We start from the raw sequence: 18740 nt of genomic DNA on the forward strand, positions 1-18740 counted from the left end.
GCCGCGTTTGTTATGCTGCGACTTTCGCGCGTCGGTTGTGCATGTGTTTCCGCACGTCGCCCTCGCGCTTCCTGATTCTCCCAATACGCAATGTCCGCCAAGATTCCCGAGCCCCAGAAGACCTCCGCCAACGCCACGGGTAACGCCCGCAACAAACCGGCAGCCGACGTGAAGCCGCCCCCGCCGGGCGCCATTCCGCTGGCGTGGGTTGGGCTGCTCGCAGCGGTTGCCTGGGTGCTCAAGAGCCCGAATCCCACTTGGGGCGTCGGCGTGCTATGCCTTTGCGCAGGACTGATCTCCTCGTTCGGCGCTCGTCGTCGTGGACGCGCGCCGTGGCCTGCGTTCTTTACGGGATTGCTGCCGGTCGGCGTCGCGCTGTTCTTCGCGCTGCTCATGCTTCGTCCGCTGCTGCGATGACAGTTCACGTGCGGGTCACGGCAATGACACCTGCCGAGATCCGCATCGTCCCCCTTAAGTTACCCACAACTTCTGTGGATAACCCACTGGATAACCTGACACCACCCCCTCGAAACGCCCGTCGTTACACGCTGTCAAGAGGATTGCCCGTTTCGGCATCAGCATTGGACAAATTTTTTGCGCTTGACGTTTTGCGCCGCTTCTGTGCGGAAACGTCACGGGTTTGACACGCGATCGGACGGCGTCGACTACGGGGTCGCAGAGTGAGCAACGAGGGGGCTCGGAGTGGACGCAGAGGGTTCGCAGCCTAAGTGAATCGGCCTATGATGGAGTCATGCGACGCGTCGCAATGCATCTTTTCAGTGACTTTTGGGGAGAACATCTCGTATGACCCAATCCGACAAGCCGTCCGTGAACGACCCTGTGACCGAAGCCGAGCGCGTGCATCTGGATGAGCTGCTAGCACGCCACTCGGTGACCGAAACCGTCGACCGTGCCTCGGTGATCGATCTGATCAACCGTCTGCGCGAGCCGGACGTCAAAACATCCGAGGACCGTGACCGTGTGGTCAAGGAAAGCCGCTTGTGGAAGGAAGTGTCGCACCGCGACACCGCCATGTCCCTCCTGAACTCGCTGGCGCAGATGGCCCCCATCTTCCTTAACCAGATTCACTGGTAACGCCTGCTGCGCCGGCCCCCGCCGGCGCACGCCCCTTGTGTATCCGCTTGCCCAGCCTCTGTCGACCGCCAACGCGTCGGCTATCCCGGTGCTTTCCGATTGATCTGGATTAAGTTCGTGCGCCAACGCGTGCGCCCGAGCGGGACGTTGTCGTGCGCGTGCCTTACAATGCGGGTCGCGCAAGTTTTCCCTGTTGACCCAAGATCATGACCACCACGCTGGACACCCCGACTGAATTCAAGAGCTGGATCTGCCTGATTTGCGGCTGGATCTACAACGAAGCCGAAGGCGCACCGGACGACGGCCTCGCCCCCGGCACCCGCTGGGCTGATGTGCCTGCCGATTGGCGTTGCCCGGAATGTGACGTGTCCAAAGAAGACTTCGCGCTGTCGGAGTTCTGAAGCCGAAAGCCCGGTGGCAGCGTTAAGCCGCAACCGGGTCATTCGACTGGGGAGACGGTGCAACACCCGCCGTTTCAGCGCACTGCAACGGCATTAGTGGTGCCATCCCCATCCACGGCCTCAACCGCGGCCACGCCAGCCACGGTAGTAGCCCCCGCCGTAATACCCGCCCACGCCCACCGTCACGACCGGTGCCGGTGCGACTGCGTAACCCGGCGCGTAGTAGCCCGGGGCATAAGCGTATCCGTTGTCATATGCGCCGCCATATACAGGCGCGCCATACGGCACCGCCACGCAACCTCCCAGCAACATGGCGACGGCAGCGCCGCCTGCCAACATCAGTCTGCGTTTCACGATGATCTCTCCCGCACGAATCGATGGAATCCGGTGCGACGGCGACCGATGTCGTCAATCCAACATCGATCGGTTCACACCTGCTTGATTCGTTAGACAGGGGAGTTCCCGCGAAATGCGGGATGCGTGCACGCTCTTTAGTTACCAAACGTGACATTGGTAACGCCGACGAAATCTGGCCTTCAGAACACCCAGCAACGGTCGCGCCCGGCGCGCTTGGCACGATACAACGCCATGTCTGCGCGCTCGACTATGTTCATCGGCGAATCCGAATCCTGCCACTCCGTAATGCCGAAGCTCGCGGAGAATTGCAGCGGCGGCTCGCTCCCTTCGACCGATTCGCGCTTGCAACGCTCGCGAATCCGATCGGCCACGCGCAGCGCATCGCGTTCGCTCGCGCCCGGCAGCAAGATGGCGAACTCCTCGCCGCCGATGCGTCCGATCAGGTCGTCGCCACGCAACGTCGACGAGCACACCAGCACGAAACGACACAGCACCTGGTCGCCAATGGCGTGTCCATAGGTGTCGTTGATGGTCTTGAAGTGGTCGAGATCGGCGACGATGAGACTCATCGGCTCGTTCTTGCGCTGCGCGGCCTCCAGCAGTTGTTCGAAGCGATGGAAGAAGTAACGACGGGTCAGGCTACCCGTGAGTTCGTCGTAGCTGGCTTCGAACGCCAATTGGTTGTTCGCCGCGCGCAACTCCTCGTTCGACTGACGCATCTCATGGTGCTGCGTCCGCTCGCGCCAATACGTCCAAGCGACCAGCGCCACGATGATCGCGCCCCCCAGATACAGCAGGAAGCACAGCGCTAGATCCTTGGCGTGCTGACGCGTGAGGGCGTCCCACGCATCGACACCCTCCACCGCGTAGACGATCAGATCGTTGCTCGCGCTCGGGCGCGACGAAATCACGAACGGCTTGCGCAGATCGTTGAACTCCGACATCCGGTCCAGCAACTCCTGCGGCACCCAGGCGTTCGAGCGGCCCGGCGCACGTTTGAATTGCGAAATCGGCATGCGCGCGAAATCGTTGCGCTGATAAAGCGCTTGCCGCTCGGCGTCGGGGAGCGATCCGAGCTTGCCGTCGATCATGAAGCTGTTTTCGAAGCGCGGGTCGTTGGCCATGATGACGACGCCGTTGCCGTCCGTCACGAACGACTCGCCGCTGCCGACCCAGTGGCGCAGACGGGTCAGCCCGATCTTGGTCATGATCACACCGATCAGCAATCCGTCGCGGTACATCGGCGCGCTGAAATAAAGCCCCGGCGCCTGACGCTCCCAACCCGACGCGTAGCGCTCGAAACGGTCGCCGAGCAGCGCGTTCGTGACATAGGGCATGTCGGCCACAGATTCGCCGAGCGGTGACGGGGTATCCCGGTAGTTGCTGGCGGCGACACACACGCCGCTCGCGTCGATCACCCACACGCGGTCGACGCCGAAGTAGCTTTGTGCGCCGCGCAGGAATTCGTTCGCGCGCTCGACGACATCCGCCGCAGCCGGTTTGCCACCCACTGCGGGCACGACATCGCGCAGCAAGTCGACATCGGCCAGCGTCGACGGAATCGCGCGCACCATCGACAAATCCGTGTTGATGGCGTGCACCATGCCGTCGGCGACGCGGTCGGCAACGATTTGCCCGGCGTCGACGCTTTGCGCAAGCTTATCGCCCACCAGCGACGTGGCAGTGCGGTCCGCCGCAACCCAGCAGGCGACCAGCACGCCGACCGAGACACAGGCGGCATAAAGCCAATGCCTTATCCTCATCCGAAAATCAAACGCTCGTTCTAATATTTTTCACTTGTTACGTTGGCAAAGTTCCCGCTTCAATCGACATCGCGCTTCTGTCTTTTCCCCGGACAGAACTTCTGGTCGCGACCGGCATTCGTTGTGCCAGCGAATTCCCGCCAATTCTGGTCTGCGCGTCAAACTCTTTCCCTCGTTTCCCGACCCTCGGCTTGTCGCGCCCCGCGCCTTCGGATCCCTGCTGCCACGCCATTGTCTACCCCAACAATGGCAGGCCGTTGACAGCCCGCGCTCCCTACCCCGGTCTACTGCCGGTTGGGGCGCACGGCCATCCGTTCATGCGTTTCGGAATCATCGCGAGAACTCGATGATTCTATAGTACTCCGACGATCCTGCCGTACGAAAACCATCTGATAGCCGATTTATTATGCATAGCTATTTAACCTATTAACTAGCTCGTTTTTGTGTTTCTCAATTACGTCGCCTTTATTGGCAAATACCGAATCGGGCAATTAGCAAATCCAGCTGTTCGATTTCTACCGGCCGGGAAAACAAATAGCCCTGTGCACTGAGCGGTACAAAATGACGAAGCCAATCGAGCTGACGCTCGTTTTCCACCCCTTCGACAATCAGATCGATGCCCAGCGAGCGCGCAATATTGACGATGTTCGAAATCATGAGACACGACCGTGACGAATCGGGAATCGATTCGACAAACGATCGGTCGACCTTGAGCGTATCGACGGGGAAGCGCGTCAGATAGGACAACGACGAGTAGCCCGTGCCGAAATCGTCCAGTGCAATGCGCAAACCCGCGCGTTTGAACTGCTCGATCTTCATTTCCACAAGCGCCGGGTTCTTCACCATCACCGATTCGGTGATTTCCAGTTCCAGACGATGAGGCTCGATCGCGTACTCCTTCACGAGACGCTCAACGAGTTCGCCGATGTCACCTCGCCAGAACTGCACGGACGAGACATTCACCGCCAATCGCAACGCCCCCATCGGTGTACCGCGCCATGCCACGAGTTGGCGACAGGCTTGCGTGAGCGCGAATTCGCCGATGGCCACGATTTGCCCGGTCGTCTCCGCCAGCGGAATGAACTCGCCCGCGCTGAGAATGCCGCGCTCCGGATGACGCCAGCGAATCAGCGCTTCCATGCCACAGACGCAATCGCTGCCTAGCGAGATGATCGGCTGATAGGCCAGGAAGAACTCGCCATTGGCCAGCGCCTGCTCCATCTGACGCTCCCACACGACAAGCTGGTGCGCCTGATGCGTCATTTGCTGCGAATAGACTCGCACGACGCTCTTGCCCGCCTCTTTCGCGGCATACATGGCCAGATCCGCTTTCTTGATGAGATCCGCCTCGGTCTCTTCCGGCTGCGACCAGAACGTCACCCCGATGCTGGCGTGCAACGCGAACGACGTGCCGTCGGCCACCATCGGCGACTTGAGCGCAGCCAGCAGTGTCTCCCCCAGCGGTTCGGCCTGATCGGGTGCACCGTCCCCTTCGAGCAACACCATGAACTCGTCGCCCGCGAAGCGCGCGAGCATCGCCCCGACTGGCATGCGCGGAATGAACCGCTCCGAGACCTGACGGATGATTTCGTCGCCCTGCGAATGACCGAGCGTGTCGTTCACGCTCTTGAAGTTATCGAGATCGATGTGCAGCAGCGCGACCTTACCGAGCTGATCAGGTGCGGACAATGCCCGGCGCAGCGACTCCATTAGCGCGTAACGATTCGGCAGGCCAGTCAGCGCGTCGTATGAGATCAGGCGCGTGAGCTGCTGATCACGGCCAATCAGACGCTGCATCAGGTACGCAATGAGCGCGAAGAAGACGACAAGCGCCACCGAGATAAACGTCGCCATCGTCAGATAGACGCGTTCCACGTGACGATATTCGGACAATTCCTCGTCCATCGACAATCCCACCTGCACGGCTAACGGATAGTCGCGCAAATGCCGATATGCGACGATGCGCTCGACGCCATCGATCGGATCGCGCTGCACACCGGAGCTGCGTTGCTCTGCCGTGAACGGCGGCAACTCGCCGGTGCCGGTGATGGCAACGCTCGCCCCGGTACTGCGCGCGAGCAGCGCGCCGTCGTCGGCAATCACTGCGATCTGGCCGTACTGGCCAAGCACGGCATTCGTATAAAAGTCGGAGGTAAAGTAACTTGGCTCCTGCGAGACGACGACAACGCCCGCGAAAGAGCCGTCAGGATGATTCAGGCGACGGCTGAACTGGAGCACCCACTTGCGCGACACACGTCCGAATACCGGATGGCTGATGTAGAGGCCATCGCTCTCGTCGTCGAGATGCACACGGAAATGCTCGCGATCGGCGATGCTCACGCCCGCGCCGCCCGGCATCGTGGCGGCCACCACGATGCCGTTGGCATCGGTCACGCTCACGAGCACCATGAAGCGTTCGGCGACAATCCCCTCGGTCAGCGTCTGCTTCAGATCGAAGTCGCCGTGGCGGCGCTCGTACTCGTATTTCACGAAGCGGGTGATCTGGTCGACCTGGCGAATCGCGCGCAGCGTCTGTTGTTCAAGCGCTGTCGCGACGGTCGAGGCGGAGGCCGCCGTGTCGCGCAGAATGGCTTTGTGCTCGATAGAGATGCGCCAAAGCACCGCTGTCCACAGAAGGACAAGGATCAGAAAACCGAAAATCAGGATTGCGACGATAGAGCGATAGGAAGTCGCCCAACGCCCGCGTCGCGCTCCCGTCATGCTCGGTTCCGCCATAGGTCGAGATCCTTTCAGCCTTCGCGCCCCCGCGCGAAAAGGTCGGTGTTGGCCCGGTTTTCAAGAGGATCCAGGGACGCCGCTGACGGGCGTCATAGTTTCCGGCAAGTGTAAGGCAATCCCAGCGCCCCCGGAAGTCGTTCCGCGTCGTCTCAATCCGGGGATGTATGGAGTTCATCCGGCCAGACGAGCGCGCCCCCGCCTTGCAGCGTGCCATATCTCGGATTACGGAAGTTTCGGCCACCGCCGTATTAGGAGAATCCCGAAGTCGGGCGGGCGGTGGTGAAGCGGGAGATCGGAAGTGCGGGGACCGCTCAGGACTTCAGCAGGTCGATGACGGATTCGAGACGGCGACGCAGATCGCCGACATCGAGTGCAGCGTCGCCCGGTTCGCCTGAGCTCGGCGTATCCACCTGAGCGCCAGTGGCACCCGAAGCGCGCGCGCCACGCGGCGTGTCGGCTTCGAGACGATTGCGTGCACCGTTGATCGTAAAGCCCTGCTCATAGAGCAGCTCCCGGATACGCCGGATCAGCAGGACTTCGTGATGTTGGTAGTACCGCCGGTTGCCGCGTCGCTTGACCGGACGCAGTTGCGTAAACTCTTGCTCCCAATAGCGCAGCACATGCGGTTTGACACCACATAGCTCGCTGACCTCACCGATGGTGAAGTAACGCTTGGCGGGAATCGGCGGCAAGGCAACGTGATCCATCGCGGCGTTAGCGGAATGGGACGACGGTTAAATTGCGGACGAAAAACCAACGGCCGCCACAGAATGCGGCGGCCGGGGGAATTACTTGCTCAGTACGCCGGACTCGACCATCGTCTTGAGCTTCTGGCTGGCGTGGAAAGTCACGACACGGCGCGCGGCAATCGGAATCGCTTCGCCCGTCTTCGGATTCCGACCCGGGCGCTGCGGCTTGTCGCGCAACTGGAAGTTACCGAAGCCGGAGAGCTTGACGCTGTCGCCCGATTCGAGCGCGTCGCGGATCGACTCGAAGAACGCTTCGACCATATCCTTCGCTTCGCGCTTGTTCAGACCCACATGCTCGAACAGCAACTCGGCCAGTTCGGCCTTGGTCAGCGTCGGCGCCTCGGTCGAGACCTCGTTCACTTCGCCGCGACCCAACGCAATGCGCTGCGCCGCGAGCATGGCTTCAAATTCACCAGGATTCATTTCGTTCATACGTCCCACGCGATGGCGATGACAGTGCGATAACCCACTCGCACCCGGATTCTTTTACTGAGTTTTAAGCGCGCAAACGTGCGCCGAACCCTTCTACCCGTTGTACCAGTGCGTTAATGGCGCCCTGGACCGTCTCGTCCTGCAACGTACCCGAGGGGTCTTGCAGAGTAACACGAAACGCCACGCTTTTGTCCTGGGCTCCCAGGGAGCCCGAAGCCGCGCCCGCCTTGGGCCGGAACTCGTCGAACAGGCGCACCGACTGCACCACGCTGCATGCCGGATCGTCATGACGCGCAGCCAGCATCGCATCGAGCAACACCTGAACCGGCTGTGCCTGATCGACCACCAATGCGAGGTCACGCGTGACCGGCGGGAACTTCGAGATGTCCTCGTAGCTCGCGACGTCACGACCGAACAGTGCCTCTGCCTCGATCTCGAACAGCACCGGCGCCTGCGGCAGGTCGTACTTCTGCTGCCAGCGCGGATGCAGCTCGCCGATGAAACCGACGCGCTTGCCGTCCACTTCGATCGCTGCGCTGCGTCCCGGATGCAACGCCGGATGCTCAGCCTTCACAAAACGCGCCGCGCGCGGTGCCAGCAGTGCTTCGAGGTCGCCCTTCACGTCGAAGAAGTCGACCTGACGCGCCGCCGCGCCCCACTGCTCTTCGAGCACGGGACCGTAAGCCAGTGCCGCCACGGTCAGCGGCTGACGATACCCACCCACGCTCAGTTCGCCGGACGCCACCGTGTTGTCACGGTGATAGGTGCGACCGATTTCGAACACGCGAACGCGCGATGCTTTGCGATTCAGGTTGTAACGCGCCGTCGCGATCAGGCTGCCGATGAGCGTCGAGCGCATCACGGCGAGGTGACTCGCAATCGGGTTCAGCAACTTTATCGGATTGTCGTTGCCCGCAAAGTCGGCTTCCCATTCCACGTCGACGAAGCTGAAACCGACGGTCTCGTGATAGTCGCGCGCGGCCACGGCGTGGCGCACGGCATGCTGCGAACGACGGCTTTCCTGCGTCGGACGCATTTCGCTCGCGGCCACCGGCGGATTGGCCGGAATGCGGTCGAAACCGTAAATGCGTGCGATCTCTTCGATCAGATCCTCTTCGATCTCGATATCGAAACGGTACGACGGCGGCGTGACTTCGAACACGCCATCCGTCAGCGTGAACGGCAGGCCAAGACGCGTGAAGATCGCGCTCATTTCCTGCTCGGTGACCGGCACGCCAAGAATCTTGACGGCACGGGCCACACGCATCTTCACCGGCTGACGCTCGGGCAGCTTCGCGACCTGGTCTTCCAGCGGACCGGCCTGACCACCGCAGATGTCGAGGACCAGTTGCGTGGCACGCTCAAGCGCGCGCACGTTGCCAGCGAAGTCGACGCCGCGCTCGAAGCGGTGCGACGCATCGCTGGCGAAGTTGTACTTGCGAGCACGCCCCTGAATGGCTTGCGGGAAGAAGAACGCACCTTCGAGGAAGATGTTTTGCGTCTCGAGACCTGCCTTCGTCGAATCGCCGCCCATGATGCCCGCGAGGCCGATCGGGCCGCTGGCGTCGGTGATGGCGAGGGTCGTCTCGTCAAGCGTGACCGTCTGCTCGTTGAGCAACTTGAGCGTCTCGCCCGCGCGGCCAAAGCGCACGTCGATCCCGCCTTGCAGACGATTCAGATCATAGACGTGCAGCGGCTGACCCAGTTCGAGCATCACATAGTTGGTGATGTCGACGAGCGCCGAGATGCTGCGCTGACCGGCGCGCTCGAGGCGCTCCACCATCCAGCGCGGCGACGGTGCCGCAGCGTTCACGTTGCGGATGATGCGGCCACCGAAGCGGCCGCAACCGTCCGGCGAGCTGATGCGCACCGGCAGCGTGTCGGCGATGGTCGACGTCTGTGCGCCCTGCCCCGGCAAATCCTTGAGCGGTGCACCGGTGATCGCCGCGACTTCGCGGGCAACGCCGAGCAGCGACAAGCAGTCAGCCTTGTTCGGGGTGAGCTTGACGACGAAAACCGTGTCGTCGAGATCGAGATACTCACGGATGTTCATGCCGACCGGTGCGTCTTCCGGCAGGATCATCAGTCCGGCGTGATCTTCCGAGAGCTTCAGCTCACGGGCCGAGCACAGCATGCCGAAGCTTTGCACGCCACGCAGCTTGCCGATCTTGATCTGGAACGGTGCACCGCCCGCTTCGGCCGGCGGCAAAACCGCACCGACGGTAGCGCAAGGCACCTTGATACCCGGCGCCACGTTCGGTGCGCCGCACACGATGGTGAGCGTCTCGCCAGTACCGGCATCGACCTGGCAGACGTTCAGACGGTCGGCATCCGGGTGACGGGCGACTTCGAGCACCTTGGCCACGACCACGCCGGTAAACGGCGGGGCGACGGGATCGGTTTCCTCGACTTCGAGCCCGGACATCGTCAGGGCATGCGCCAACGCGTCCGTCGACAAATCCGGGTCGACCAGGGTACGCAGCCACGATTCAGAGAATTGCATGGATCAGTTCGCTCGCAGTTAAGTCTTCACTTCCGAAAGCCCGGCGGCAGCGACTTCGCGCGCCTGCCAGGGCTACCGGCATCGATTACATGAATTGGCGCAGGAAGCGCAGATCGTTCTCATAGAACAGACGCAGGTCCTGCACGCCGTAGCGCAGCATCGTCAGACGCTCCAGGCCGGAGCCAAACGCGAAACCGATGTAGCGCTCGGGGTCGAGACCCATATTACGGACCACTGACGGGTGCACCTGCCCCGATCCCGAAATCTCCAGCCACTTGCCGGCGTTCTTGCCGGTCTCGAACTGCATATCGATTTCGGCGGACGGCTCCGTGAACGGGAAGTACGACGGGCGGAAACGCACCTGAATGTCGTCGCGCTCAAAGAACTTGCGCAGGAAGTCGGTGTACACGCCCTTCAGGTCGGCGAAGCTGATGTCTTCGGCGATCCACAGGCCCTCGACCTGGTGGAACATCGGCGAGTGCGTAGCATCGGAGTCGACACGATACGTACGTCCCGGCGCGATCACTTTGATCGGCGGCTTGTTCATGCGCGCATAGCGCACCTGCATCGGGCTCGTGTGCGTGCGCAGCAGCAACGGCTTGCCCGCATCGTCATTGCCTTCGACGTAGAAGGTGTCCTGCATCGAACGCGCCGGATGGTTCTCGGGGCTGTTCAGGGCAGTGAAGTTGAACCAGTCGGTTTCGATCTCGGGGCCGTCGGCCACGTCGAATCCGATGGAACGGAAAATCTGTTCAACGCGCTCCCAGGTGGTGAGCACGGGGTGCAGACTGCCAGCGCCCAGGCCTCGGCCGGGCAGCGTGACGTCGATAGCCTCAGCGGACAGGCGCGCATCGAGCAGCGCGTCGGCCATGGCCTGGCGGCGCGCCTGCAGAGCGCCTTCGATCTGTTGCTTGGCCGCGTTGATCCGCGCGCCTTCGGTCTTGCGCGTTTCGGGATCAAGCTTGCCGAGGCCCTTGAGCAACTCGGTCAGTTGGCCGGTCTTGCCGAGAAAGCGGGCTTTCTCGTTTTCCAGCGCGGCGGCGTCGGGAGCGGCGGCGAACGCACGCTGCGCTTCGCTGACGATAAGTTCCAGATCCATATGCTACAGACTCAAGTTAGGCGGTCGGAATGGCCGCGTGTACCAGCGAAAACAAGCGGAAAGGCAAGCGAAAAACAAAAGGGGGCTCCGATGAGAGCCCCCTCTTGGCGAACGGCGCGCAATAAAACGCGCTATACGCTAACTACAGCTTAGGCTGCGACGGCGGCTTTCACCTGAGCGACAATCGCGGCAAATGCCGGCTTGTCGTTGATGGCCATGTCGGACAGCACCTTGCGGTCGAGTTCGATCGAGGCCTTCTTCAGACCAGCGATGAACACGCTGTAGGTCATACCGTGCTGACGCACACCTGCATTGATACGCGCAATCCACAAGGCGCGGAACACGCGCTTCTTGTTACGGCGATCGCGGTAGGCGTATTGCCCAGCGCGCATGACCGCTTGCTTGGCGATGCGGAAGACGTTATTGCGGCGGCCGCGGAAACCCTTGGCTGCTGCGATGACTTTCTTATGGCGGGCCCGTGCGGTGACCCCACGTTTGACTCGAGGCATGTTTCTCTCCTATCTAAGTCGGGGTTTAAGCGAAGGGCAGCATTGCGCGTACGGAGTTCAGATCAGACTCATGAACGCCGACGGCACCGCGCAGGTGACGCTTATTCTTGGTGGTCTTCTTCGTCAAAATGTGACGCTTGAAGGCCTGACCACGCTTGACGGTACCGCCAGGACGCACGCGAAAGCGCTTCTTGGCACCGCTCTTGGTTTTCATCTTAGGCATGAAAAACTCCAGGGTTTTTAACATGATCACAGGTGTGACGCCAAAATCGCGCCCCTTTTAGAACCTGAGACCACTTATTTTCAGGGCCGAACTGCACCCTGTATTACTGCCGTGCCCCTAATGAGGCGACGGCGGCAATTCCTTGCTGCCCGGCGGCGTCGTTCGACACCGCCACGGCATTATTTCTTCTTCGGCGCGATGACCATGATCATCTGACGGCCTTCCATCTTCGGCATCTGTTCCGGCTGGCCGAACTCTTCGAGATCGGACTTCAGACGCTCCAGCATACGCGCGCCGATTTCCTGGTGAGCCATCTCACGACCGCGGAAACGCAGCGTAATCTTGGTCTTATCGCCGTCTTCGAGGAAACGCTTCAGCATGCGCAACTTGACGTTGTAGTCACCGTCGTCGGTGCCAGGTCGGAATTTGACTTCCTTGGTCTGGATAATCCGCTGCTTCTGCTTGTTCTCGTGCGCTTTCTTCTGTTCCGAATACTTGAATTTGCCGTAGTCCATCAGCTTGCAAACCGGCGGATTCGCGGTCGGTGCAATTTCCACCAGATCGACGTCAGCCTCTTCGGACAGGCGGAAAGCCTCTGCCAGCTTCACAATACCAAGCGGCTCGTTGTCAACGCCAGTTAGACGCACTTCGGGCGCAGTAATCTCGCCGTTGATGCGATGCGACTTATCGGTAGCGATGTTGCTTATCCTCGAAAAAAGTCAAAAATTTAGCCGCGCTGTCCGACAGGCGTTATTGGAACGATGCGCATTCTTGCGCAAGACGTTCGATGAGCGCGTCAACGGGCATCACACCCAGATCCACGCCGCCACGGGCACGCACGGCTACCGTACTTCCCTCCTGCTCTTTGTCCCCCACTACCACGAGATAGGGAACTTTCTGCAGAGAGTGCTCGCGTATTTTATAGCTAATTTTCTCGTTGCGCAAATCGCTCCGAGCCCTAAGCCCTTGTTCTTTCAACTTTTTCGTCACTTCCTGGGCGTAATCGGCCGTTTTTTCCGAGACATTCATCACGATCACCTGCTCCGGCGCCAGCCAGACAGGCAATGCACCAGCATGGTGCTCAATCAGAATCCCGATGAAACGCTCCAGCGAGCCAAGGATTGCGCGGTGAAGCATGACCGGACGCTTACGGCTGTTGTCTTCGGCCACATACTCGGCGTCCAGGCGCTCCGGCATCGAGAAATCGACCTGCATCGTGCCACATTGCCACTGACGGCCGAGCGCATCCTTGAGCGTGTACTCGATCTTCGGGCCGTAGAAGGCGCCGTCGCCCTCCGCGATCACGAATTCGCAGCCCGAACGGCGCAGCGATTCCATCAGCGCGAATTCGGCCTTATCCCAATTTTCGTCCGACCCGACACGATGCTCAGGGCGCGTTGCGACCTTGTAAATCATGTCCGTGAAGCCGAAATCCTTATAGACCGCGTGCAGCAGCGCCGTGTAGTTCACGCACTCGTCGAGGATCTGGTCTTCCGTACAGAAGATGTGACCGTCGTCCTGCGTGAAGCCACGCACGCGCATCAGACCATGCAGACCACCCGACGGCTCATTACGATGGCACTGACCGAACTCGCCGTAACGCAGCGGCAGATCGCGGTAGCTGTGCAGCGCCGAGTTGAAAATCAGGACGTGCCCCGGACAGTTCATCGGCTTGAGTGCGTAGGCACGGTTTTCCGATTCCGTCGTGAACATGTTGTCCTTGTAGTTCTCCCAGTGTCCCGACTTTTCCCACAGCGAGCGGTCGAGAATCTGCGGACCCTTTACTTCCTGGTAGCCGTTGTTACGGTAGACGCGGCGCATGTATTGCTCGACCTGCTGCCAGAGCGTCCAGCCCTTCGGGTGCCAGAAGATGAGACCCGGCGCTTCTTCCTGCATATGGAAGAAGTCGAGCGCGCGGCCGAGCTTGCGGTGATCGCGCTTTTCGGCTTCTTCGAGCATGTGCAGATACGCGTCCTGGTCTTCCTTCTTCGTCCAGGCCGTGCCGTAAATGCGCTGAAGCTGCTCGTTCTTCGCGTCGCCGCGCCAGTAGGCGCCAGCCACCTTCATCAGCTTGAAGACTTTGAGCTTGCCCGTCGACGGGACGTGCGGACCACGGCACAGATCGACGAACTTGCCTTCGCGGTACAGACCGATTTCGTCCGTAGCCGGGATCGATTCGATGATTTCGGCCTTGTACTTCTCGCCCATCGACAGGAACAGACGCACAGCGTCGTCGCGCGACAGCACTTCGCGCGTCACCGGCTCGTCCTTCTTGGCGAGCTCGTGCATCTTCTTCTCGATGGCTTCGAGATCTTCCGGCGTGAAAGCACGATGGAAGGAAAAGTCGTAGTAGAAGCCGTTTTCGATGACCGGACCGATCGTGACCTGCGCCTCGGGGAACAGCTCCTTGACGGCATACGCCAGCAAGTGAGCGGTCGAGTGACGAATGACGTCGAGGCCGTCGGCGTCCTTGTCCGTGACGATGGCGAGACTCACGTCGCGATCGATCAGATAGGACGTATCGACCAGCTTGCCGTCGACGCGGCCCGCCAGGGCAGCCTTGGCCAGACCCGCGCCGATCGAACCGACGACTTGCGCCACCGTCAGCGGGGCTTCGTACTGGCGTTGCGAACCGTCAGGCAAACGTACCGAAATCATGTCGCACTCCCATGCGCAAAAACGTCACGCGCGGCCCACGCCACGCGGCAAACCACGAAAAAAAACGGCCTCGACTGTCGTCGAGGCCGTCTCTTCATTCCTTGCATCCAGACGAAAAACACCCTCGACTTAATGTCGCACCTTCACCACTGTGAAAGTTCGGGCAGTCTTCAACATGAGTGTTTTCCAGCGCCTGTGTCTGCGGGGTTTCGCGGACTGTAATGCATTAAATTTCGTTGGTAGGCTCGATTGGACTCGAACCAACGACCCCCACCATGTCAAGGTGGTGCTCTAACCAGCTGAGCTACGAGCCTACTGCAAGAGAACGAGATTCTAGCAAGGTTTCGGCACATCGCCAAGCGATTATTGTGCCTGCCGACGAAAAACCGCATCAATCAAGGCTTTCGCGCGGGGCCGCGACGTCAGTGGACACGTCGAACTACCTGCGGCGAGCCGTGGGCAATCCCCCCGGGAGAGCCCACCGCCAACAGCCATTTCAACGCCTGCGCGACGACACCACGCCCGTCACGCCATCCAACTGCGCCAGCGCACGCTGCAACTGCCCACCGTCGCGCACCTCGACCGTGAACTGCATGAACGCCTGCGCACCACGCGATTGCGTGCTGACGCCCGTCACGTTGAGCTTCTCCCGCGAAAACACTTCGGAGATGTCGCGTAGCAAACCCTGACGATCCGTCGCTTCGATCTGGATATTGACCGGATAAGCCGCAACGCCACGCCCTTCGAGCACGTCGGACGACCACGCCGTCTGAATCACCCGCTCCGGCGCGCGCGTCTTCATCGACTGGAAACTACTGCAATCCTGACGGTGAATCGACACGCCCTTGCCCCGGGTGACGAAACCCACAATCGGATCCGGCGGTGCGGGGCGGCAGCACTTGGCCAATTGCGTCAGCAAGGCGCCGACACCCACCACCAGCACACCGCTCTTCGCCCCCTGCGCAACGCTCGTGTCGAGACTCTTCTTGGCGACGACCGTGTCGTCGTCCTTCGGCTCGGGCCCCGGCAGATTGCCCGAGAGCGCCTGTTCGACGTGCCGCAGGCTGAATTCGTCTTTGGCAATCGACGCGTAGAGATCGTCCGGCGCGCGAAAACCCAGACGCGCCGCCAACTCCTCAAGGTTGACGGACGTCTTGCCCTCGCGTTGCAGCGTCTTGTCGATGATCGTGCGACCGTGCGCAATCGTCTCTTCGAGGTCGATGGTGTTGAACCACTGACGCACCTTCTGGCGCGCCCGATGGCTCTGCAAATACCCGAGTTGCGAATTGAGCCAGTCCCGCGACGGACCACCCTGCTTGACGGTGACGATCTCGACCGTCTGCCCGTTTTGCAAAGGCGTATTGAGCGGCACCATCGCGCCGTCGACACGCGCGCCGCGACACCGGTGCCCCAGCTCCGAATGCAGGTGATAAGCGAAGTCGACCGGCGTCGCGCCTTGCGGCAGCGCAATCACACGTGCCTGCGGCGTGAGCACATAGATGTGGTCGTCGATCGTCGCGCGCTTGAGCTGCTCCCACGGCTGTACCGCAGCCTCGGCACCCACCGTATCGGCGACATCGTCCTTCCACGCAAGTAACTGACGCAGCCACGCGATCTTCTCGTCGTAAGCGTCGTTCGCCGAAAACGCACCGCCGTAACCCCGTTGCCCGGCTTCCTTGTAGCGCCAGTGCGCCGCAATGCCGTACTCGGCGAAGTGGTGCATTTCGTTCGTGCGAATCTGCACCTCGAACGCACGCCCGTCGTCGCCGATGACGACAGTATGCAGCGACTTGTAGCCGTTCGGCTTCGGCCGCGAAATGTAGTCGTCGAATTCTTTCGGAATCGGTTGCCACAGGTTATGGACAATGCCCAGCACCGTGTAGCAATCCTTGATGTCGTCGACGATCACACGAAACGCGCGTACATCGTAAAGCTCGGCAAAATCGACCGCCTTGCCGCGCATCTTCTTCCAGATGCTGTAGATGTGCTTCGGCCGCCCCGACACTTCGGCCTTGACGCCCGCGAGCGACAGCTCGTCCTGAAGCCGCTGGATCGCCCCTTCGATAAACGTCTGACGCTCGACGCGCTTCTCTTCGAGCAGCTTGGCGATCTGCTTGTACGTGACCGGCTCCAGGAAACGGAACGCGAGGTCTTCAAGCTCCCACTTCAGCTGCCAGATACCGAGCCGATTGGCCAGCGGCGCATAGATTTCCAGCACCTCGTGCGGCATATCTTCGGGCGGCGCCTTTTTCTCGGCCGCATACCAGCGCAGCGATTGCAGACGCGACGCCAGCCGGATCATCACGACACGAATGTCCTGTGCAAACGCCAGCAACATCTTGCGCAGCCCTTCGACCTGCGACTTACGCTCCGCGATGGCGTCGCGATCACGACCATCGACCGGCATCGCTTGCGCGGCACGCGCGCCAGCGCCCGAGAGCCGTTGCAGCTTGCGCACGTCGATCACGAGCGCGGCGACTTCGGCACCGAACTTCTGCGTCAACGTCACTTGTGGATCGGGGAGGAATTCGACGGCCGAAAAGAGCGCCGCCGCCTGGTGCGTCGCCTCGTCCACGCGCAGCGTGTCGAGAATCGCGATCATGCCGCGTGCGTGCGCCATGATCGGTTCGCCGGACGAGAGGACGTGCTCGCCGCAAAGCGTCGCGGCGAATGCGAGTGCGTCGTCCAGAGTAGCGGGCAGTGATGCATCACCCACACCCGGCGTCGGACGCGACTCAGTGGATGTCGGTGCTTGATGTTGGTTCATGTCGGAACACGGGGCGACCGGCGCCCCGGATGTTGCGGGTCGTGCACTCAGCTTTCGCGCTGAGCTGCCACGACCACGATTTCAACAAGCATGGCAGGGTCGGCGAGCAACGCCTGCACCGTAGCACGCGGGGGCGCATTGCCTGCCGGCACCCACTCGTCCCACACCTGATTCATTTCACCGAAGTACTTCATGTCCGAGATAAAGATCTGACAGGACAGAATGAGCGACTTGTCGCTGTTCGCTTCGCCGAGCAGGCGGTCGATGTGTGCGAGCACCTGGCGCGTCTGACCCGCCATATCCTGCGAACGATCATCAGGGGTCTGACCGGCCAGATAGACGGTGCCATTGTGCACAGCCATGTCCGACCAGCGCTTTTCGACGTAGAAACGTTGTACTGCCATGATGTAAGACTCCTCGTGTTCTTCTGACTCTGGACCTACCGCCACGCCACGTCGCACTGACGCGTCTCAGTCGGCATATCCCTCATAAAATCGGCGTGCGATCTCGATCTGATCCGCATGCACAAAGGTCGGCGCGTGTCCCACGCCGGGAATTTCAACGGCGCGCGCGTGTTGCGCGTGCGCCAGCATCTGGTCGAGCGTCGTGCGCGAAAGCAGGTCCGACTGCTCACCTCGCACGATCAATGTCCGCCCCGGGAACGCGGCAAGCGACGCCCAGAGCATGGCCTCTCCTGCCGCGATGGCCTCAGGCGTCACCGCCGAGAAGGCCGCCCCGATCGACGGGTCGTAACGCAGCACATAGCCATCGCCATCCGCCTTGAGCAGCGGCTCGCTCAACGCAAGCCACTCCTGACGAGTATGCGGCCCGAACGCCGACGAGATCGACCAGATGTAATCTGCGCCTTCGTCGATCGATGCAAAACGCTTCGGGATACCAACATACTGCCCGATGCGGGCGAGGGCTGGCGCATCGATATGCGGGCCTACGTCGTTAAGCAACAGGCTACGAATCGGCGTATCCGGCAGACCCGCGAGTCCCATGCCGATGAGGCCACCCATCGACGTACCGAACCAGTCGACGGTCGCGACGCCAAGCCGGGCGATAAGCGTCACCATGTCCGCAACATACTGCGGCACAACGTAACCCGCGGGGTTCAGCAACCAGGACGACTGGCCACGCCCCACCACATCGGGGCACACCACACGGTAGTCGTTTGCGAACGCATTCGCCAGCGCGTCAAAATCGCGACCGCTGCGCGTGAGCCCGTGAACACAGACCAACACACGAGGGTTCTCGGGATCGCCCCACTCGGCATAGGCCATCCGATGCAGTCCGGAAGGACTCAGACACTGAACGTTCGAAAGACGCGGCGTGTGACTCGGCATGGCAGACTCATCGGATCGGTTTCCAGACTCGAATTCTACCGCGCTTGCCGCAAACCGTAAGCTAGAATGAGGTCACTCATGAGCCGCATCAAACCG

The 18740-nt window shown here is 61.2% G+C and carries 17 protein-coding genes and 1 tRNA gene; 3 read left to right on the forward strand and 15 right to left on the reverse strand.

All coding sequences use genetic code 11. From position 1 onward, the window contains the following. Positions 1-90 precede the first annotated feature (90 nt). From ACIQWO_RS07700 to ACIQWO_RS07710, 3 genes are all read left to right on the forward strand, one after another. Entirely contained in the window at positions 91-417 is a 327-nt protein-coding gene (locus ACIQWO_RS07700; protein WP_402821378.1) for a hypothetical protein, read from the forward strand. A 387-nt stretch (positions 418-804) separates the two neighbouring features. Further along, positions 805-1095 carry a hypothetical protein gene (locus tag ACIQWO_RS07705; protein WP_402821381.1) on the forward strand — a complete coding sequence of 97 codons (291 nt, stop codon included), beginning with the start codon at positions 805-807 and terminating at the stop codon, positions 1093-1095. 206 nt (positions 1096-1301) lie between these two features. Continuing rightward, positions 1302-1496: a rubredoxin gene (locus ACIQWO_RS07710; RefSeq protein WP_039397716.1), complete on the forward strand. Its 195-nt coding sequence runs from the start codon at positions 1302-1304 to the stop codon at positions 1494-1496. Between the two features lie 120 nt (positions 1497-1616). Here the strand turns inward: ACIQWO_RS07710 and ACIQWO_RS07715 are convergent, their stop codons facing one another. The 15 genes from ACIQWO_RS07715 to ACIQWO_RS07785 all read right to left on the reverse strand — a co-directional run bounded on the left by ACIQWO_RS07715 (position 1617) and on the right by ACIQWO_RS07785 (position 18644). Continuing rightward, a complete protein-coding gene (locus tag ACIQWO_RS07715; protein WP_402821385.1) occupies positions 1617-1850 on the reverse strand; it encodes a hypothetical protein in 234 nt (77 codons plus the stop codon). Positions 1851-2032: 182 nt separating this feature from the next. Beyond that, entirely contained in the window at positions 2033-3616 is a 1584-nt protein-coding gene (locus ACIQWO_RS07720; protein WP_402821388.1) for a diguanylate cyclase, read from the reverse strand. Between the two features lie 465 nt (positions 3617-4081). After that, positions 4082-6352, reverse strand: a complete 2271-nt coding sequence (locus ACIQWO_RS07725) for an EAL domain-containing protein (protein ID WP_402821391.1) — start codon at positions 6350-6352, stop codon at positions 4082-4084. A 314-nt stretch (positions 6353-6666) separates the two neighbouring features. Next, positions 6667-7062, reverse strand: a complete 396-nt coding sequence (locus ACIQWO_RS07730) for a MerR family transcriptional regulator (protein ID WP_402821394.1) — start codon at positions 7060-7062, stop codon at positions 6667-6669. An 81-nt stretch (positions 7063-7143) separates the two neighbouring features. Continuing rightward, positions 7144-7536 carry an integration host factor subunit alpha gene (locus tag ACIQWO_RS07735; RefSeq protein ID WP_039397708.1) on the reverse strand — a complete coding sequence of 131 codons (393 nt, stop codon included), beginning with the start codon at positions 7534-7536 and terminating at the stop codon, positions 7144-7146. A 64-nt stretch (positions 7537-7600) separates the two neighbouring features. Next, complete coding sequence (gene pheT, locus ACIQWO_RS07740) at positions 7601-10039, reverse strand: phenylalanine--tRNA ligase subunit beta (RefSeq protein ID WP_402821397.1); 2439 nt, start codon at positions 10037-10039, stop codon at positions 7601-7603. 85 nt (positions 10040-10124) lie between these two features. Then, positions 10125-11138, reverse strand: coding sequence for a phenylalanine--tRNA ligase subunit alpha (gene pheS, locus ACIQWO_RS07745; protein WP_039397704.1), 1014 nt, complete (start codon positions 11136-11138; stop codon positions 10125-10127). A 149-nt stretch (positions 11139-11287) separates the two neighbouring features. Continuing rightward, positions 11288-11647: a 50S ribosomal protein L20 gene (gene rplT, locus ACIQWO_RS07750; protein ID WP_010806048.1), complete on the reverse strand. Its 360-nt coding sequence runs from the start codon at positions 11645-11647 to the stop codon at positions 11288-11290. Positions 11648-11672: 25 nt separating this feature from the next. Beyond that, the gene (gene rpmI / locus ACIQWO_RS07755; RefSeq protein ID WP_010806049.1) at positions 11673-11870 is read right to left on the reverse strand and encodes a 50S ribosomal protein L35; all 198 of its coding nucleotides are present in this window, start codon (positions 11868-11870) and stop codon (positions 11673-11675) included. A 179-nt stretch (positions 11871-12049) separates the two neighbouring features. Next, complete coding sequence (gene infC, locus ACIQWO_RS07760; protein ID WP_402821909.1) at positions 12050-12568, reverse strand: translation initiation factor IF-3; 519 nt, start codon at positions 12566-12568, stop codon at positions 12050-12052. Between the two features lie 52 nt (positions 12569-12620). After that, the gene (thrS, locus tag ACIQWO_RS07765; protein ID WP_402821409.1) at positions 12621-14528 is read right to left on the reverse strand and encodes a threonine--tRNA ligase; all 1908 of its coding nucleotides are present in this window, start codon (positions 14526-14528) and stop codon (positions 12621-12623) included. 237 nt (positions 14529-14765) lie between these two features. Further along, a tRNA-Val gene (locus ACIQWO_RS07770) sits at positions 14766-14842 on the reverse strand. 182 nt (positions 14843-15024) lie between these two features. Continuing rightward, positions 15025-17295 (reverse strand): RelA/SpoT family protein, encoded by a 2271-nt coding sequence (locus tag ACIQWO_RS07775; RefSeq protein WP_402821412.1) that lies wholly within the window; start codon positions 17293-17295, stop codon positions 15025-15027. Positions 17296-17342: 47 nt separating this feature from the next. Next, positions 17343-17699: a RidA family protein gene (locus ACIQWO_RS07780; protein WP_039397700.1), complete on the reverse strand. Its 357-nt coding sequence runs from the start codon at positions 17697-17699 to the stop codon at positions 17343-17345. 66 nt (positions 17700-17765) lie between these two features. Further along, positions 17766-18644, reverse strand: coding sequence for an alpha/beta fold hydrolase (locus ACIQWO_RS07785; protein ID WP_402821416.1), 879 nt, complete (start codon positions 18642-18644; stop codon positions 17766-17768). Positions 18645-18740: the final 96 nt, after the last annotated feature.

The organism is Pandoraea sp. NPDC090278 (assembly GCF_044772185.1).
GTDB lineage: Bacteria > Pseudomonadota > Gammaproteobacteria > Burkholderiales > Burkholderiaceae > Pandoraea.

What these genes read in the sequence shown, in the direction of transcription:
- rpmI (WP_010806049.1), bottom strand. Translation starts at nt 11,870, where the DNA reads ATGCCTAAGATGAAAACCAAGAGCGGTGCCAAGAAGCGCTTTCGCGTG.
- ACIQWO_RS07785 (WP_402821416.1), bottom strand. Translation starts at nt 18,644, where the DNA reads ATGCCGAGTCACACGCCGCGTCTTTCGAACGTTCAGTGTCTGAGTCCT.
- ACIQWO_RS07780 (WP_039397700.1), bottom strand. Translation starts at nt 17,699, where the DNA reads ATGGCAGTACAACGTTTCTACGTCGAAAAGCGCTGGTCGGACATGGCT.
- rplT (WP_010806048.1), bottom strand. Translation starts at nt 11,647, where the DNA reads ATGCCTCGAGTCAAACGTGGGGTCACCGCACGGGCCCGCCATAAGAAA.
- thrS (WP_402821409.1), bottom strand. Translation starts at nt 14,528, where the DNA reads ATGATTTCGGTACGTTTGCCTGACGGTTCGCAACGCCAGTACGAAGCC.
- ACIQWO_RS07705 (WP_402821381.1), top strand. Translation starts at nt 805, where the DNA reads ATGACCCAATCCGACAAGCCGTCCGTGAACGACCCTGTGACCGAAGCC.
- ACIQWO_RS07720 (WP_402821388.1), bottom strand. Translation starts at nt 3,616, where the DNA reads ATGAGGATAAGGCATTGGCTTTATGCCGCCTGTGTCTCGGTCGGCGTG.
- ACIQWO_RS07725 (WP_402821391.1), bottom strand. Translation starts at nt 6,352, where the DNA reads ATGGCGGAACCGAGCATGACGGGAGCGCGACGCGGGCGTTGGGCGACT.
- ACIQWO_RS07710 (WP_039397716.1), top strand. Translation starts at nt 1,302, where the DNA reads ATGACCACCACGCTGGACACCCCGACTGAATTCAAGAGCTGGATCTGC.
- ACIQWO_RS07775 (WP_402821412.1), bottom strand. Translation starts at nt 17,295, where the DNA reads ATGAACCAACATCAAGCACCGACATCCACTGAGTCGCGTCCGACGCCG.
- pheT (WP_402821397.1), bottom strand. Translation starts at nt 10,039, where the DNA reads ATGCAATTCTCTGAATCGTGGCTGCGTACCCTGGTCGACCCGGATTTG.
- ACIQWO_RS07700 (WP_402821378.1), top strand. Translation starts at nt 91, where the DNA reads ATGTCCGCCAAGATTCCCGAGCCCCAGAAGACCTCCGCCAACGCCACG.
- pheS (WP_039397704.1), bottom strand. Translation starts at nt 11,138, where the DNA reads ATGGATCTGGAACTTATCGTCAGCGAAGCGCAGCGTGCGTTCGCCGCC.
- ACIQWO_RS07735 (WP_039397708.1), bottom strand. Translation starts at nt 7,536, where the DNA reads ATGAACGAAATGAATCCTGGTGAATTTGAAGCCATGCTCGCGGCGCAG.
- ACIQWO_RS07730 (WP_402821394.1), bottom strand. Translation starts at nt 7,062, where the DNA reads ATGGATCACGTTGCCTTGCCGCCGATTCCCGCCAAGCGTTACTTCACC.